This window comes from Pseudomonas sp. Yb2C2, assembly GCF_052112325.1.
Classification (GTDB): domain Bacteria; phylum Pseudomonadota; class Gammaproteobacteria; order Pseudomonadales; family Pseudomonadaceae; genus Aquipseudomonas; species Aquipseudomonas marginalis.
In genome coordinates this window covers 19,793-35,930 of sequence record NZ_JAVAJK010000011.1, presented here as the reverse complement: position 1 = coordinate 35,930, position 16,138 = coordinate 19,793, and the positions used below count along the sequence as shown (strand labels likewise).

The following is a 16,138-nucleotide window of genomic DNA, read 5'->3' as shown; positions in this document are numbered from 1 at the left end:
CCCCTTCATCGGAGCCTTCCATGTCCCGCGTTACCTTGAGTCGCTATTTGATTGAGCAGACCCGCAGCAACAACACGCCTGCCGATCTGCGCTTCCTTATCGAAGTGGTGGCGCGTGCTTGCAAGGAAATCAGCCACGCCGTGTCCAAAGGCGCATTGGGTGGTGTCCTGGGCAGCATGGGCACTGAAAACGTGCAGGGCGAAGTGCAGAAGAAGCTCGACGTGATTTCCAACGAAATCCTGCTCGAAGCCAACGAATGGGGCGGTCACCTGGCCGGCATGGCGTCCGAAGAAATGGACAATGCCTACCAGATCCCGGGCAAATACCCGAAGGGCGCCTACCTGCTGGTGTTCGACCCACTGGACGGTTCGTCCAACATCGACATCAACGCCCCGGTCGGCACCATCTTCTCGGTACTGCGTTGCCCGAACGAATACCTGAGCCAGAACGAAGCCCTGAACGAAAAGGCCTTCCTGCAGCCGGGCACTGAGCAGGTCGCTGCCGGCTACGCGATCTACGGCCCACAGACCATGCTGGTGCTGACCCTGGGCGATGGCGTCAAAGGCTTCACCCTGGACCGTGAAATGGGCAGCTTCGTCCTCACCCATGAAGACATCACCATTCCGGCTTCCACCCAGGAATTCGCGATCAACATGTCCAACCAGCGCCACTGGGAAGAGCCGGTCAAGCGCTATGTGAACGAGTTGATGGAAGGCGAAGAAGGCCCGTTGAAGAAGAACTTCAACATGCGTTGGGTCGCGGCGATGGTGGCCGACGTACACCGTATCCTGACCCGTGGCGGCCTGTTCATGTACCCACGCGACAGCCGCGAGCCGTCCAAACCGGGCAAACTGCGCCTGATGTACGAAGCCAACCCGATGTCCTTCCTGGTAGAACAGGCGGGCGGTGCGTCCACCGACGGCCACCAGCGTATCCTCGATATCCAGCCCGACGGCTTGCACCAGCGTGTGGCGGTGTTCCTGGGTTCCAAGGAAGAAGTTGAGCGTGTGACCGCCTACCACAAGAAGTAAGCTGCGGCGATAAGTGAACGGCGTTGTTGTGAGCCGGTTCACCCTTAAAGAAGCCCCGAAACGTTTCAGCGTTTTCGGGGCTTTTTTGTTTTCGTTCGTCGGGAACCAGACACCTCTTTTCCCTTCTAAGCTTCTGGCAGATACCCAAGCTGCTTCGTCCCTCCAGGAGTTATTCCATGTCGTTACGCCGTCTCGCTTTGCTGGCCTTTTGCGTGCTGTTGGCCGCTTGCAGCAAGGTCAATCAAGAAAACTACGCAAAGTTGTCGGCCGGCATGCCTAAGGCCGAGGTGGAGTCGCTGCTGGGCAAGCCGACCGATTGTTCCGGCGCACTGGGCATGTCCAGCTGCACATGGGGCGATAAAAACAGCTTTATCAGCGTTCAATATGCCGGTGACAAAGTTCTGATGTTTTCCGGGCAAGGCCTGAAGTAAACCGGGGCGAAAGCCTGCGGGAGAAGAAGAATGATGCGTTTTGTTTTGTTCCTTTGCGCCAGCCTGTTTTTGGCGGGCTGCGCCAGCCATTCTGGCGATGATCTGCAACCCAAGACAGCGAGCAACGTCAACCTCAAGCGTTACCAGGGCACCTGGTATGAGTTGGCTCGATTGCCGATGTACTTCCAGCGCAACTGCGCGCAGTCCGAAGCCCGCTACACATTGCTGCCTGATGGCGATATGTCGGTATTCAACCGCTGCCTCACCACCGAGTGGAAGTGGGAAGAAGCCAAGGGCACGGCCACGCCGCAGGTGCCTGGCAAGACCGACAAGCTCTGGGTGGAATTCAACAACTGGTTTACGTCACTGCTGCCAGGCGTCGCCAAGGGCGATTACTGGGTGCTGTATGTCAGCGATGACTACAAGACCGCCATCGTCGGCAGCCCGAGCCGGCGCTATATGTGGATCCTTTCGCGCACGCCGACGGTCAGTGCGGACACCCGTGAAGACCTGTTGAGCAGGGCGCGGCAGCAAGGGTATGACACCACGCGGTTGATCTGGCGCACGTCGGATAAGCAGATGGCCAAGACTTCGCAATAATCCAGGATCACTACAGATCCAATTGTGGGAGGGGGCTTGCTCCCGATAGCGGTGTATCAGCAGATTATTTCTAGCTGACACACCGCAATCGGGAGCAAGCCCCCTCCCATATTTGTTATGTGTTGCCTGTCAGCTCAGCAAATCTCTCAAGACTTCAGTGAACGCCCGGTTGCTTTCTTCCTCGCCGGCATGCCGCCCATCGCGCACCACCCACTTGCCGTTCACCAGCACATCGCGCACCTGCCGATCACCGCCGGCAAACAGCCAGCGATTGAGAATCCCATCCTCGCTGGCAGTCGCCAGGTAGGGATCGTTACCGTCCAGCACAATCCAATCCGCACGCTTGCCCACTTCCAGTCGACCTATCGGCTGCCCCAGCGCTTGTGCGCCGCCGTCCAGCGCCGCATCGAACAACGTACGACCGACCATCGGCTGGTCGCTGCGATACAAGCGATTGCGCCGTTGATCGCGCAGGCGTTGGCCGTATTCCAGCCAGCGCAGTTCTTCCACCACGCTCAGTGATACATGGCTGTCGGAACCGATGCCCAGGCGTCCGCCCTGGGCGAGGAAATCCACGGCCGGGAAAATCCCGTCGCCCAGGTTGGCTTCGGTGGTCAGGCACAAGCCGGCAATCGCGCGGCTCTTGGCCATGCGCGTCACTTCTTCCGGGTTGGCATGGGTCGCGTGCACCAGGCACCAGCGCTCATCGACCTCGACATTGTCGTACAGCCATTGCAACGGGCGTTTGCCGCTCCAGGCCAGGCAGTCGTCGACTTCCTTTTGCTGTTCGGCGATATGGATATGCACCGGGCACGTCTTGTCGCTGGCGGCCAATACCTCATTGATCTGCTGTGGCGTAACCGCGCGCAGGGAGTGGAAGCACAAGCCCAGTTGCTGCGCCGGTTGCGCCGCGAGGATCGGTTTGAGGCGCGCCTGCAGGTCCAGGTAGTTTTGGGTGCTGTTGATAAACCGTCGCTGCCCCTCATTCGGCGCCTGGCCGCCAAACCCTGAGTGGGTATAGAGCACCGGCACCAAGGTCAGGCCAATACCGCTGCTGGCGGCCGCGTGGCTGATCTGCCGCGACAGTTCCGTGCGGTCGGAGTACGGGTGACCGCTGACGTCATGATGCACGTAGTGGAATTCGGCCACCGAAGTGTAGCCGGCCTTGAGCATCTCGATGTACAGCTGGCGGGCAATCACCTGCAGTTGCTCCGGGCTGATCTTGCCGACCATGCGGTACATCAGGTCGCGCCAGGTCCAGAAACTGTCATTCGGGTTGCCGGCCACTTCGGCCAACCCGGCCATGGCGCGCTGAAAGGCGTGGGAGTGCAGGTTCGGCATGCCCGCCAATACCGGGCCCCTGAGCCGTTCGGCACCGTCTGCGCTGGCGTTGGCCTCAACCTGTGTCAGCAGGCCATCGGCGCTGACTTCAAGACGTACATCGTTGGCCCATCCACTAGGCAGCAGCGCGCGTTCGGCGAAGAAAGCGGACATGATTAGAGCACCCCGGTCGTGTGTTTATTTGTATATACATATACAGACGTTTGCCTGCTCGGTAAACTCCGGCAATCTATGCATCTTTTCCCCTTGCAAGGATTCCCTGTGCCGACTCCGCCCGCCAAGTCTTCACTGGCTGCCCACATGGACGAAAGTCCGGCGCCCTTGTATGCCCGCGTCAAACAGATGATCAGCCAGCAGATCCTCAACGGCAACTGGCCGCCCCATTACCGCGTACCGTCGGAGAGCGAACTGGTCAGCCAGTTGGGCTTCAGCCGCATGACCATCAACCGTGCCCTGCGCGAGCTTACCGCCGAAGGTTTGCTGGTGCGCATGCAAGGTGTCGGTACGTTCGTCGCCGAGCCCAAGAGCCAGTCGGCGCTGTTCGAAGTGCACAACATTGCCGATGAGATCGCCTCCCGCGGTCATCGGCATACCTGCCAGGTCATCACCCTGGGCGAAGAGGCTGCCGGTTCCGAGCGCGCCGTCGCCCTGGAAATGCGCGAAGGCGGGCGGGTGTTCCACTCGTTGATCGTGCATTACGAAAACGATATTCCCGTGCAAATCGAGGACCGTTTCGTCAACGCCCTGGTCGCGCCGGAGTACCTGCAACAGGACTTCACCCTGCAAACCCCCTATGCCTATCTCAACCAGGTGGCGCCGTTGACCGAAGGCGAGCATGTGGTCGAAGCGATTCTCGCCGACGTTGCCGAGTGCAAGTTGCTGCAGATCGAGCCGAGCGAGCCGTGCCTGTTGATTCGCCGGCGTACCTGGTCCGGTCGTCAGCCGGTGACTGCCGCGCGTTTGATCCACCCCGGTTCCCGCCACAGCCTGGAAGGACGGTTCAGTAAATGAGTGCAGTAAAAGTCTGGCGCGCCGCCGATTACGTGCGCATGCCGTGGAAAAACGGCGGCGGCAGTACCGAAGAAATCACCCGCGATGCCGGCGAGGGCCTGGAAGGCTTCGGCTGGCGCCTGTCGATTGCCGATATCGGCGAGTCTGGCGGGTTTTCCACCTTTGCCGGCTACCAGCGCGTGATCACCGTGATCAAAGGCGCAGGCATGGTGCTGACAGTGGATGGCGAGGAGCAGCGCGGGTTGTTACCGCTGCAACCGTTCGCCTTCAAAGGCGACAGCCAGGTTTCATGCCGCTTGATTACCGGGCCGATCCGCGACTTCAACCTGATCTACTCGCCCCAGCGTTACCATGCGCGGTTGCAGTGGGTGGATGGTGTGCAACGGTTTTTCAGCACGGCGCAGACGGTGCTGGTGTTCAGTGTGGCGGATGAAGTGAAGGTGCTGGACGAGGTACTGGGCCATCACGATTGCCTGCAAGTGGACGGTAACAGCGGTCTGCTGGATATTTCCGTCACGGGTCGCTGCTGCATCATCGAACTGACCCCGCGGGGTTAAAAAATGTGGGAGGGGGCTTGCTCCCGATAGCGGTGGATCAGTGGGTATATCCTGGGCTGACACACCGCAATCGGGAGCAAGCCCCCTCCCACATTTGTTTTTGTGTCGCTTATAGAATCTGTTTCCAGTCCCTGCACCAATTTGTTACCGAACGCCCCAGCTCGGCGCAAAACCGCGCTGTCGTGACACACCTCCTTCGCTATAAAACCCCTTCGCAAGAAATTTCATCACGCCTCGAAGCCTTAATTTCCAAGGCTCGCACACGCTTTTCGGAAAAATCCTAACACCTCCCTCGGAAAGTTGGCCGCTTGATTGCATATGCTTGTATGTACAAGTAAAGATGTGTGCGTAAGACTCTCCTTCGCACCATCCATGTTCGCGCATCGATCGCCGAGGAGTTCTTGTTGTGACCAAGCCTACAAAATACCGTGACGTCGAAATCCGCGCCGCCCGCGGTAACAAGCTCACCGCCAAAAGCTGGCTGACTGAAGCACCGCTGCGCATGCTCATGAACAACCTCGATCCGCAAGTGGCCGAGAACCCCAAGGAACTGGTGGTGTACGGCGGTATTGGCCGTGCAGCGCGCAACTGGGAGTGCTACGACCAGATCGTCGAGAGCCTCACCCACCTGAATGACGACGAAACCCTGCTGGTGCAATCCGGCAAGCCGGTCGGCGTGTTCAAGACCCACAGCAATGCCCCGCGTGTGCTGATCGCCAACTCCAACCTGGTACCGCACTGGGCCAGCTGGGAGCACTTCAATGAACTGGATGCCAAGGGCCTGGCCATGTACGGCCAGATGACCGCCGGCAGCTGGATCTACATCGGCAGCCAGGGCATCGTCCAGGGCACCTACGAAACCTTCGTCGAAGCCGGTCGCCAGCATTACGACAGCAACTTGAAGGGTCGTTGGGTCCTCACCGCCGGCCTCGGCGGCATGGGCGGTGCCCAGCCTCTGGCCGCAACCCTCGCTGGCGCGTGCTCGCTGAACATTGAATGCCAGCAGGTCAGCATCGATTTCCGCCTCAACAGCCGCTATGTCGACGAGCAGGCCACCGACCTCGATGACGCCCTGGCCCGCATCGCCAAGTACACAAAGGAAGGCAAGGCCATCTCCATCGCGTTGCTGGGTAACGCCGCTGAAATCCTGCCGGAACTGGTCAAGCGTGGCGTGCGCCCGGACATGGTTACCGACCAGACCAGCGCCCACGACCCGCTCAACGGTTACCTGCCGGCCGGCTGGACCTGGGACGAATACCGCGACCGCGCCAAGACCGAACCGGCTGCCGTGATCAAGGCCGCCAAGCAGTCGATGGCGGTGCACGTCAAAGCCATGCTGGACTTCCAGAAGCAAGGCATCCCGACCTTCGACTACGGCAACAACATCCGCCAGATGGCCCAGGAAGAGGGCGTGGAAAATGCCTTCGACTTCCCAGGCTTCGTACCGGCGTACATCCGTCCGCTGTTCTGCCGTGGCATCGGCCCGTTCCGCTGGGCTGCGCTGTCGGGCGACCCGCAGGACATCTACAAGACCGACGCCAAGGTCAAAGAGCTGATCCCCGATGACGCACACCTGCACAACTGGTTGGACATGGCGCGCGAGCGCATCAGCTTCCAGGGCCTGCCAGCGCGTATCTGCTGGGTTGGCCTGGGCCAACGCGCCAAGCTCGGCCTGGCGTTCAACGAGATGGTGCGTAGCGGCGAGCTGTCGGCACCGGTGGTGATCGGTCGTGACCACTTGGACTCCGGTTCGGTCGCCAGCCCCAACCGCGAAACCGAATCCATGCAGGACGGTTCCGACGCCGTGTCCGACTGGCCACTGCTCAACGCCTTGCTCAACACCGCCAGCGGCGCGACCTGGGTTTCGCTGCACCACGGTGGCGGCGTGGGCATGGGCTTCTCCCAGCACTCCGGCATGGTGATCGTCTGTGACGGGACCGACGAAGCGGCCGAGCGCATCGCCCGCGTGCTGCACAACGACCCGGCCACCGGTGTGATGCGTCATGCGGACGCCGGTTACCAGATCGCCATCGACTGCGCCAAAGAGCAGGGCCTCAATCTTCCAATGATCAAGTAACCAATGTGGGAGGGGGCTTGCTCCCGATGGCGGTGTATCAGCCAATAGGTCTGGTGACTGACCCACTGCTATCGGGAGCAAGCCCCCTCCCACAGTTGAGCGGCGGCGACCCCCAAGACAATCCATCAGAGGTTGAACACCCATGGCTGCAAGTGACGCGCGTGCAAGCACCACCCCGTTGATCGAAAGGCGTTCGATCGACTACATCCCGGAAGCGGAAAGACACGGTCGTCTCTTGAGCCAGTTCACCCTGTGGCTGGGTGCCAACCTGCAGATCACCGCGATTGTCACCGGGGCCCTGGCCGTGGTGCTGGGCGGTGATGTGTTCTGGTCGTTGCTCGGTCTGTTGATCGGTCAACTGCTGGGCGGTGGCGTCATGGCGTTGCATGCGGCGCAAGGGCCCAGGCTGGGTCTGCCGCAGATGATCTCCAGCCGGGTGCAGTTCGGTGTGTACGGCGCGGCGATTCCGATCGTGCTGGTCTGCCTGATGTACCTCGGTTTCACCGCCACCGGCACCGTGCTTTCCGGCCAGGCCCTGGGCCAGTTGTTTGGTGTCAGCGACAGCGTCGGGATCCTGATCTTCGCCAGTGTCATCGTGCTGGTCACGGTGCTCGGTTACCGGGTGATCCACTTCATCGGCCGCGTTGCCAGCGTCATTGGCGTGATTGCCTTTGTCTACCTGTTCAGCCGTCTGATGAGCCAGGCCGACGTAGGCGCACTCCTGCAAATCCGACACTTCAGCTGGAGCAGCTTCCTGTTGGCGGTGTCGCTCGCGGCCTCCTGGCAAATCGCCTTCGGCCCGTACGTGGCGGACTATTCACGCTACCTGCCGAGCAACACGTCCTCGCTGAAAACCTTTCTTGCCGCAGGCGCGGGTTCGGTGGTGGGTGCACAAGTGGCGATGATCCTCGGCGTGTTTGCCGCGGCCATGTCCAACGGGCAATTTGCCGGTCACGAAGTGGCCTACATCGTCGGCCTGGGCGGTACCGGAGCCACTGCGGCGCTGCTGTATTTCAGCATCGCGTTCGGCAAGGTCACCATCTCCACGCTGAACTCCTACGGCAGCTTCATGTGCATTGCCACGATCATCAGCGGCTTTCGCGGTCGCCTCGAGGTCACGCGCTTGCAGCGCCTGTTTTTCGTACTGGCCATCGTCGGTACGGCGACCCTGATCGCCTTGCTCGGGCAGCACTCGTTCCTGGGGGCGTTCAAGTCCTTCATCCTGTTCCTGCTGGCGTTTTTTACCCCATGGAGCGCGATCAACCTGGTCGACTACTACTGCATCACCCGCGATCGCTACGACGTGCCGGCGCTGGCCGATCCGAACGGGCGCTATGGCCGTTGGAACCTGCTCGGTATCAGCGTGTATGTCTTCGGTGTGCTGGTGCAATTGCCGTTCATCTCCACCAAGTTCTACACCGGTCCCCTGGTGGCGGCCCTGGGGGATGTGGATATTTCCTGGATCATCGGCCTGGTGCTACCCGCCGCACTTTACTACTGGGCGGCGAAAAAGTGGCCCGCCGCACACCCTGAACACCTGATCCTGCCGCTAGAGCAGGGCGTTGCACCGACGACGACAAACGGGCTGGTTGCACAGGCCTGATGGGACGTGGACAGGGCAGGATGCCTACTGACTGCCGTAATCCATTTCAAGATTTGGGAGCGTCACAACAATGAAAATGCATAAGACCCTGTTGGCCACCGTGTTTTCCGCGGGCTTGCTGGCCACTGCTGGCGCCCAGGCGGCCGGTTGGTGTGAATCCGGCAAACCGGTGAAATTCGCCGGCCTGAACTGGGAAAGCGGCATGTTGCTCACCGACATCCTGCAAACCGTGCTGGAAAAAGGCTACGACTGCAAAACCGACAGCTTGCCAGGCAACTCCATCACCATGGAAAACGCCCTGAGCAGCAACGACATCCAAGTGTTTGCCGAAGAATGGGTCGGCCGCAGCGAAGTTTGGAACAAGGCCGAGAAGGCCGGCAAAGTCGTCGGTGTCGGTGCCCCGGTGGTGGGCGCCGTCGAAGGCTGGTACGTACCGCGCTACGTGATCGAAGGCGACGCCAAGCGCAAGCTGGAAGCCAAGGCGCCGGACCTGAAAAACATCGCCGACCTGGCCAAGTACGCCGCGGTGTTCAAGGACCAGGAAGAACCGTCCAAGGGCCGTTTCTACAACTGCCCGGCCGGCTGGACCTGCGAGCTGGACAACAGCGAAATGCTCAAGAGCTACGGCCTGGAAAGCACCTACACCAACTTCCGCCCAGGCACCGGCCCGGCGCTGGATGCGGCGGTGCTGTCGAGCTACAAGCGTGGCGAGCCGATCCTGTTCTACTACTGGTCGCCAACCCCGCTGATGGGCCAGGTCGACCTGGTCAAGCTGGAAGAAAAACCCGGTGTGGATAAGACCGTGAGCATCAAGGTCGGCCTGTCCAAGACCTTCCACGAACAAGCCCCGGAACTGGTGGCCGTGCTGGAAAAAGTCAACTTGCCCATCGACCTGCTGAACCAGAACCTGGGGCGCATGGCCAAGGAGCGCATTGAGTCGCCGAAACTGGCGAAAATTTTCCTCAAGGAACATCCTGAAGTCTGGCACGCCTGGGTGAGCGACGAGGCAGCCAAGAAAATCGACGCGGCCTTGTAGGTCAAGTGTGCACGGCTACCCTCATGGGTAGCCGGGCGCCTGGCCACAACCCACTGGATCGAGAGCACGCTATGTTTCCTGAGAGTTTTACGTTTTCCATCGCCGACTGGGTCAATGGTTGGGTGGATTCACTGGTCACCAACTACGGCGATGTGTTCCGGCACATCTCCGACACCCTGCTGTGGGCCATCGTCAACCTGGAAGGGCTGCTGCGCGCCGCCCCCTGGTGGCTGATGCTGGCCATCGTCGGCGCCGTTGCCTGGCATGCCACCCGCAAGGTGCTGACCACGGCGGTGATCGTTGGTTTGCTGTTCCTGGTGGGCGCGGTCGGCCTGTGGGACAAGCTGATGCAGACCCTGGCGCTGATGATGGTTGCCACGGTGATCTCGGTGTTGATCGGCATCCCGCTGGGCATCCTGTCGGCGCGCAGCAATCGCCTGCGTTCGGTGTTGATGCCGCTGCTCGACATCATGCAGACCATGCCCAGCTTCGTGTACCTGATCCCGGTGCTGATGCTGTTCGGCCTGGGCAAGGTGCCGGCGATTTTCGCCACGGTGATCTACGCCGCGCCGCCACTGATTCGCCTCACCGACCTGGGGATTCGCCAGGTCGACGGCGAAGTCATGGAAGCCATCAACGCCTTTGGTGCCAACCGCTGGCAACAGCTGTTCGGCGTGCAATTGCCGCTGGCGCTGCCGAGCATCATGGCCGGTATCAACCAGACCACCATGATGGCGTTGTCGATGGTAGTGATCGCCTCGATGATCGGCGCCCGTGGCTTGGGTGAAGACGTCCTGGTCGGCATCCAGACCCTCAACGTCGGCCGTGGCCTCGAAGCCGGGCTGGCGATCGTGATTCTCGCCGTGGTCATCGACCGCATTACCCAGGCCTATGGTCGTCCACGGCATGAGGCGAGCAAATGACTACTGTCAGCAAAATCGAAGTTAAAAACGTCTTCAAGATCTTCGGCGCCCGCTCCAAGGAGGCGCTGGCGATGGTTGGCCAGGGCAAGACCAAGGACCAGGTGCTGGCCGAGACCGGCTGCGTGGTCGGCGTGAACGATTTGTCCCTGAGCATCGGCACCGGTGAGATCTTCGTGATCATGGGCCTGTCGGGCTCGGGCAAATCCACGCTGGTGCGCCACTTCAACCGCCTGATCGACCCCACCAGCGGCGCGATCCTGGTGGACGGCGAAGACATCCTGCAACTGGACATGGACGCCCTGCGCCAATTCCGTCGGCACAAGATCAGCATGGTGTTCCAGAGCTTCGGCCTGCTGCCCCACAAGAGCGTGCTCGACAACGTCGCCTACGGCCTCAAGGTGCGTGGCGAAACCAAGCAGGTCTGCGCTGAACGCGCGCTGCACTGGATCGAAACCGTGGGCCTCAAGGGCTACGAAAACAAGTACCCGCACCAGCTCTCCGGCGGCATGCGCCAGCGTGTCGGCCTGGCCCGCGCCCTGGCCGCTGACACCGACATCATCCTGATGGACGAAGCCTTCAGCGCCCTCGACCCGCTGATCCGCGCCGAGATGCAGGACCAGTTGCTCGAGCTGCAAAAGACCCTGCACAAGACCATCGTGTTCATCACCCACGACCTCGACGAGGCCGTGCGTATCGGCAACCGCATCGCGATTCTCAAGGACGGCAGGCTGATCCAGGTCGGCACGCCGCGGGAGATCCTGCATTCGCCGGCGGATGAGTATGTGGATCGGTTTGTCCAGCGGCGTGCGGCGGTGGTCTGACCCAGGTTCTGTGGTGAGGCCGGCAAAGCTGTAGAGAATATGAAGAGGTCAACAATGTCCCAGGCAGCAAAAATCATCATCGCCGACACCCCCCTGCGCTGGCAGGACGTGGTCGCCGTGGCCCGTCACGGTGCGGTGCTCGAACTCTCGGGCCAGGCCTGGGCGCGTATCGACAATGCCCAGGCCATCGTGCAGCGCATCGTTACCAGCGGCGAACGCGCCTACGGCGTGAACACCGGGTTGGGCGCATTGTGCAACGTGTCGCTTAAAGGCGAGCAACTGAGCCAGCTGTCGCGCAATACCCTGTTGAGTCACGCCTGTGGCGTCGGCCCGGTCCTCAGCGACGAGCAGACCCGCGCGATCATCTGCGCGGCGGTCATCAACTACAGCCACGGCAAATCCGGCCTGCATCCGCAGGTGGTGCATTCGCTGCTGGCGCTGCTCAACCACGGCATCACGCCACAAGTACCGTCCCAGGGCTCGGTGGGTTACCTGACCCATATGGCCCATGTCGGCGTGGCGCTGCTGGGTGTCGGAAATGTGAGCTATCGCGGCCGGATCGTCCCGGCGCAACAGGCTCTGGACGAAGAAGGTTTGCAGCCGGTGGTCCTCGGCGCCAAGGACGGCCTGTGCCTGGTCAACGGCACTCCGTGCATGACCGGCCTGAGCTGCCTGGCCCTGGCCGACGCCCATCATTTGCTGCAATGGGCCGACGTGATCGGTGCCATGAGCTTCGAAGCCCAGCGCGGCCAGATCGACGCCTTCGACGAAGAAATCATCGCCCTCAAGCCGCACCCGGGCATGCAGCATGTCGGCCGCAACCTGCGTGCGTTGCTCGATGGCAGTGAAGTGATTGCGAGCAGCAAAGGCATCCGCACCCAGGACGCCCTGAGCCTGCGCTCGATCCCGCAGATCCACGGCGCGGCGCGCGACCAGGTGGAACACGCCACTCGCCAGATCGAGACCGAACTCAACAGCGCCACCGACAACCCGCTGGTGCTCGGCACGCCGGACCACTACCGCGTGGTGTCCCAGGCCAACCCCCACGGCCAGTCCGTCGCCCTGGCCGCCGACATGCTGGCGATTGCCCTGGCCGAAATCGGCTCGGTGGCCGAACGCCGCCTCGACCGCCTGATCAACCCCCACGTCAGCGGCCTGCCGGCGTTCCTGGTGAGCAACCCAGGGGTCAATTCCGGGATGATGATCGTGCAGTACGTCGCCGCCTCGCTGTGCGGGCAAAACCGCCAGTTGGCGCAACCGGCGGTGCTCGACAACTTCGTCACCTCGGGGCTGCAGGAAGACCACCTGAGCATGGGCACCAACGCCGCGCTCAAGCTGCACCAGGTAGTGGCCAACGTCACCCAGATCCTCGCCATCGAGTACCTGCTGGCGGCCCAGGCCTTCGAATTCCTGAAAGACCAGCGCTTCGGCGCGGGCACCGAGCGCGCCTGGCGCCTGTTGCGTGAAGTGGTGCCGGCCTATGAGCAGGACCGTTGGCTGGCGCCGGATATTGCGGCCGCCGCCAAGGTGCTCAAGGACACCGCATTACCGAATCTGTACTGAATACTTATTTCAAAAGAATAATTCACAAGGAGTATGAATGTGACTGCGCTAAACCTGATTCCAGGCCAACTGAGCCTCGCCCAACTGCGGGCCATCTACCAGCAGCCGGTAACCCTCAGTCTGGATGACAGTGCCTCGGCCCAGATCGAAGCCAGTGTGGCCTGCGTGGAACAGATTCTCGCCGAGAACCGCACCGCCTATGGCATCAACACTGGTTTCGGCCTGCTGGCCTCGACCCGCATCGCCAGCGAAGACCTGGAAAACCTCCAGCGTTCCCTGGTGTTGTCCCACGCCGCCGGCGTCGGTGAGCCGATCAGCGATGCGCTGGTGCGGCTGGTCATGGTGCTCAAGGTCAACAGCCTCAGCCGTGGGTTCTCCGGGATTCGCCGGCAGGTGATCGACGCGCTGATTGCGCTGATCAATGCCGAGGTGTACCCGCATATTCCTCTGAAAGGCTCCGTTGGTGCTTCCGGTGACCTGGCGCCGTTGGCGCACATGTCCCTGGTGCTGCTGGGCGAAGGCAAGGCGCGCTACAAGGGCGAATGGCTGGAAGCCACCGACGCGCTGAAAGTCGCCGGCCTGACGCCGCTGACCCTCGCCGCCAAGGAAGGCCTGGCGCTGCTCAACGGCACCCAGGTGTCCACCGCCTATGCCCTGCGTGGCCTGTTCGAGGGCGAAGACCTGTTCGCCGGCGCCCTGGCGTGCGGCGGCCTTACCGTGGAAGCGGTGCTGGGTTCGCGCTCGCCGTTCGACGCCCGTATTCATGCGGCTCGCGGTCAACGTGGGCAGATCGATTCGGCGGCGGCCTACCGTGACCTGCTCGGTGAGAGCAGCCAGGTGTCGCAGTCGCACCAGAACTGCGACAAGGTGCAGGACCCGTACTCCCTGCGCTGCCAGCCACAAGTCATGGGCGCCTGCCTGACCCAGTTGCGCCAGGCGGCCGAGGTACTGGTGGTCGAAGCCAACGCCGTGTCCGATAACCCGTTGGTCTTTGCCGCTGAGGGTGACGTGATCTCCGGTGGCAACTTCCACGCCGAACCGGTGGCCATGGCCGCTGACAACATGGCCTTGGCCATCGCCGAAATCGGCTCCCTGAGCGAGCGTCGCATCTCGCTGATGATGGACAAGCACATGTCGCAACTGCCGCCGTTCCTGGTGGGCAATGGCGGGGTGAACTCCGGTTTCATGATCGCCCAGGTGACCGCCGCCGCCCTCGCCAGTGAGAACAAGGCATTGGCTCATCCCCATAGCGTCGACAGCATCCCGACGTCCGCCAACCAGGAAGACCACGTGTCGATGGCCCCGGCTGCCGGCAAGCGCCTGTGGGAAATGGCCGAGAACACCCGCGGCATCCTCGCCGTGGAATGGCTGGCCGCGTGCCAGGGCCTGGACCTGCGCGAAGGCCTGAAAACCTCGCCGAAGCTGGAAAAAGCCCGTGGCATCCTGCGCGACAAAGTGACGTTCTACGACAAGGACCGCTTCTTCGCCCCGGACATCATCGCCGCCAGCGAACTGCTCGCCAGCCGCTGCCTGAATGAGCTGGTGCCGGCCACGTTGCTGCCGAGCCTGTAAGCGGTTCAGACAACGGCATGGCTCTCTGTGGTGAGCGAGCTTGCTCGCGCCGGGCTGCGCAGCCGCCCCAAAAAAGGCCGCGAGCGCTTCGCACTCGAGCGCGAGCAAGCTCGCTCACCACAAACAACTTTCTCAGGATAAAAATAATTAGGGACGAGAAATGCACCAGCAAGAAAAGGGTTTGAAACGCGGGCTGAGCGCCCGACATATTCGCTTCATGGCCCTCGGTTCCGCGATCGGCACCGGGCTGTTCTACGGGTCCGCCTCGGCCATCCAGATGGCTGGCCCCGCCGTGCTGCTGGCCTACCTGATCGGCGGCGCCGCGGTGTTCATGGTGATGCGCGCCCTCGGTGAAATGGCCGTGCACAACCCGGTCTCCGGCTCCTTCGGCCAATACGCCAGCACCTACCTGGGCCCGTTGGCCGGTTTTATCCTGGGCTGGACCTACGCCTTTGAAATGATCATCGTCTGTCTCGCCGACGTCACCGCCTTCGGCATCTACATGGGCTTCTGGTTTCCCGAGGTCGCACGCTGGGTCTGGGTGCTCGGCATCGTGTTTTTGATCGGCGGCCTGAACCTGTGCAACGTCAAGGTCTTTGGCGAGATGGAGTTCTGGCTGTCGCTGCTCAAGGTCGGCGCCATCGTGGCGATGATCCTCGGCGGTTTCGGCATCATGCTGTTCGGCATCCACTCGGCCGGCGAAACCCAGGCCAGCGGCCTGAGCAACCTGTGGGCCCACGGCGGCTTCATGCCCAACGGCATTGGTGGGCTGATCGCCTCGTTTGCAGTGGTGATGTTCGCGTTTGGCGGCATCGAGATCATCGGCATCACCGCCGGTGAAGCCAAGGATCCGCAGCGCGTGATCCCCAAGGCGATCAACGCCGTGCCGCTGCGCATCCTGTTGTTCTACGTGCTGACGTTGTTTGTCTTGATGGCCATCTACCCATGGCCGCAGATCGGCAGCCAGGGCAGTCCGTTCGTGCAGATCTTCAGCAACCTCGGGATAGGCTCGGCGGCGACCCTCCTCAATATCGTGGTGATTTCGGCGGCCGTGTCGGCTATCAACAGCGACATCTTCGGTGCCGGCCGCATGATGTACGGCCTGGCGCAGCAAGGGCAGGCGCCCAAGGGCTTTGCCCGGTTGTCCAGGCAAGGCGTACCGTGGATGACGGTGGTGGTGATGGGCGCCGCCTTGCTCGGCGGTGTGCTGCTCAACTACCTGATCCCGGAAAACGTGTTCCTGCTGATCGCGTCGATTGCCACCTTCGCCACCGTATGGGTGTGGCTGATGATCCTGTTCACCCAGGTCGCCATGCGCCGCTCGATGACGAAAGAGCAGGTCGCCGAATTGAAATTCCCGGTGCCGTTCTGGCCCTACGCACCGGCTGCGGCCATCGTGTTCATGCTGTTTGTGTTTGGCGTGCTCGGTTACTTCCCGGACACCCAGGCGGCCTTGCTGGTCGGTGCGGTGTGGATCGTGTTGCTGGTCGTTGCCTATCTGCTGTGGGTCAAGCCCGCCGCCGGGCAAGCGGCCAAGGTCCATTACGACCCGGCCTTGTCTCATCGATAACT

Annotated in this window: 14 protein-coding genes; 13 read left to right on the top strand and 1 reads right to left on the bottom strand. The window is 61.8% G+C overall.

Annotated elements, in window-relative coordinates; translation table 11 throughout:
* Positions 1-20: 20 nt before the first annotated feature.
* The 3 genes from Q8X51_RS16670 to Q8X51_RS16660 all read left to right on the top strand — a co-directional run bounded on the left by Q8X51_RS16670 (position 21) and on the right by Q8X51_RS16660 (position 2,062).
* On the top strand, positions 21-1,031 hold the full coding sequence (locus Q8X51_RS16670; RefSeq protein WP_027605062.1) for a class 1 fructose-bisphosphatase: 1,011 nt from the start codon (positions 21-23) through the stop codon (positions 1,029-1,031).
* A 176-nt stretch (positions 1,032-1,207) separates the two neighbouring features.
* Positions 1,208-1,462 (top strand): hypothetical protein, encoded by a 255-nt coding sequence (locus Q8X51_RS16665; RefSeq protein WP_027605061.1) that lies wholly within the window; start codon positions 1,208-1,210, stop codon positions 1,460-1,462.
* 30 nt (positions 1,463-1,492) lie between these two features.
* The gene (locus Q8X51_RS16660) at positions 1,493-2,062 is read left to right on the top strand and encodes a lipocalin family protein (RefSeq protein WP_027605060.1); all 570 of its coding nucleotides are present in this window, start codon (positions 1,493-1,495) and stop codon (positions 2,060-2,062) included.
* A gap of 129 nt (positions 2,063-2,191) precedes the next feature.
* Here Q8X51_RS16660 and Q8X51_RS16655 read toward each other — a convergent pair whose 3' ends face one another.
* Complete coding sequence (locus Q8X51_RS16655; RefSeq protein WP_407693539.1) at positions 2,192-3,556, bottom strand: formimidoylglutamate deiminase; 1,365 nt, start codon at positions 3,554-3,556, stop codon at positions 2,192-2,194.
* A gap of 147 nt (positions 3,557-3,703) precedes the next feature.
* Here Q8X51_RS16655 and hutC point away from each other — a divergent pair, with 147 nt between their 5' ends.
* The 10 genes from hutC to Q8X51_RS16605 all read left to right on the top strand — a co-directional run bounded on the left by hutC (position 3,704) and on the right by Q8X51_RS16605 (position 16,136).
* A complete protein-coding gene (hutC, locus tag Q8X51_RS16650) occupies positions 3,704-4,414 on the top strand; it encodes a histidine utilization repressor (protein ID WP_223841674.1) in 711 nt (236 codons plus the stop codon).
* Entirely contained in the window at positions 4,411-4,971 is a 561-nt protein-coding gene (locus Q8X51_RS16645; protein WP_315871238.1) for a HutD/Ves family protein, read from the top strand. Before hutC ends, Q8X51_RS16645 begins: the two co-directional genes overlap by 4 nt.
* Positions 4,972-5,377: 406 nt before the next feature.
* On the top strand, positions 5,378-7,048 hold the full coding sequence (gene hutU / locus Q8X51_RS16640; protein ID WP_407693540.1) for a urocanate hydratase: 1,671 nt from the start codon (positions 5,378-5,380) through the stop codon (positions 7,046-7,048).
* A gap of 142 nt (positions 7,049-7,190) precedes the next feature.
* A complete protein-coding gene (locus Q8X51_RS16635; protein ID WP_407693541.1) occupies positions 7,191-8,651 on the top strand; it encodes a purine-cytosine permease family protein in 1,461 nt (486 codons plus the stop codon).
* Between the two features lie 70 nt (positions 8,652-8,721).
* A complete protein-coding gene (locus tag Q8X51_RS16630) occupies positions 8,722-9,687 on the top strand; it encodes an ABC transporter substrate-binding protein (RefSeq protein ID WP_027605054.1) in 966 nt (321 codons plus the stop codon).
* 71 nt (positions 9,688-9,758) lie between these two features.
* On the top strand, positions 9,759-10,610 hold the full coding sequence (locus Q8X51_RS16625; protein ID WP_027605053.1) for an ABC transporter permease: 852 nt from the start codon (positions 9,759-9,761) through the stop codon (positions 10,608-10,610).
* Positions 10,607-11,431 (top strand): quaternary amine ABC transporter ATP-binding protein, encoded by an 825-nt coding sequence (locus Q8X51_RS16620; RefSeq protein WP_051429333.1) that lies wholly within the window; start codon positions 10,607-10,609, stop codon positions 11,429-11,431. Before Q8X51_RS16625 ends, Q8X51_RS16620 begins: the two co-directional genes overlap by 4 nt.
* 54 nt (positions 11,432-11,485) lie before the next feature.
* A complete protein-coding gene (gene hutH / locus Q8X51_RS16615) occupies positions 11,486-12,994 on the top strand; it encodes a histidine ammonia-lyase (RefSeq protein ID WP_407693542.1) in 1,509 nt (502 codons plus the stop codon).
* A gap of 33 nt (positions 12,995-13,027) precedes the next feature.
* On the top strand, positions 13,028-14,566 hold the full coding sequence (hutH, locus tag Q8X51_RS16610; RefSeq protein ID WP_137211651.1) for a histidine ammonia-lyase: 1,539 nt from the start codon (positions 13,028-13,030) through the stop codon (positions 14,564-14,566).
* A gap of 160 nt (positions 14,567-14,726) precedes the next feature.
* Positions 14,727-16,136 (top strand): amino acid permease, encoded by a 1,410-nt coding sequence (locus Q8X51_RS16605; protein ID WP_065925740.1) that lies wholly within the window; start codon positions 14,727-14,729, stop codon positions 16,134-16,136.
* Positions 16,137-16,138: the final 2 nt, after the last annotated feature.

Excerpts from the sequence above, each read along its gene's own strand:
- Q8X51_RS16670 (WP_027605062.1), top strand. The coding sequence starts at position 21 with ATGTCCCGCGTTACCTTGAGTCGCTATTTGATTGAGCAGACCCGCAGC.
- Q8X51_RS16665 (WP_027605061.1), top strand. The coding sequence starts at position 1,208 with ATGTCGTTACGCCGTCTCGCTTTGCTGGCCTTTTGCGTGCTGTTGGCC.
- Q8X51_RS16660 (WP_027605060.1), top strand. The coding sequence starts at position 1,493 with ATGATGCGTTTTGTTTTGTTCCTTTGCGCCAGCCTGTTTTTGGCGGGC.
- Q8X51_RS16655 (WP_407693539.1), bottom strand. The coding sequence starts at position 3,556 with ATGTCCGCTTTCTTCGCCGAACGCGCGCTGCTGCCTAGTGGATGGGCC.
- hutC (WP_223841674.1), top strand. The coding sequence starts at position 3,704 with ATGGACGAAAGTCCGGCGCCCTTGTATGCCCGCGTCAAACAGATGATC.
- Q8X51_RS16645 (WP_315871238.1), top strand. The coding sequence starts at position 4,411 with ATGAGTGCAGTAAAAGTCTGGCGCGCCGCCGATTACGTGCGCATGCCG.
- Q8X51_RS16635 (WP_407693541.1), top strand. The coding sequence starts at position 7,191 with ATGGCTGCAAGTGACGCGCGTGCAAGCACCACCCCGTTGATCGAAAGG.
- Q8X51_RS16630 (WP_027605054.1), top strand. The coding sequence starts at position 8,722 with ATGAAAATGCATAAGACCCTGTTGGCCACCGTGTTTTCCGCGGGCTTG.
- Q8X51_RS16625 (WP_027605053.1), top strand. The coding sequence starts at position 9,759 with ATGTTTCCTGAGAGTTTTACGTTTTCCATCGCCGACTGGGTCAATGGT.
- Q8X51_RS16620 (WP_051429333.1), top strand. The coding sequence starts at position 10,607 with ATGACTACTGTCAGCAAAATCGAAGTTAAAAACGTCTTCAAGATCTTC.
- hutH (WP_407693542.1), top strand. The coding sequence starts at position 11,486 with ATGTCCCAGGCAGCAAAAATCATCATCGCCGACACCCCCCTGCGCTGG.
- hutH (WP_137211651.1), top strand. The coding sequence starts at position 13,028 with ATGAATGTGACTGCGCTAAACCTGATTCCAGGCCAACTGAGCCTCGCC.
- Q8X51_RS16605 (WP_065925740.1), top strand. The coding sequence starts at position 14,727 with ATGCACCAGCAAGAAAAGGGTTTGAAACGCGGGCTGAGCGCCCGACAT.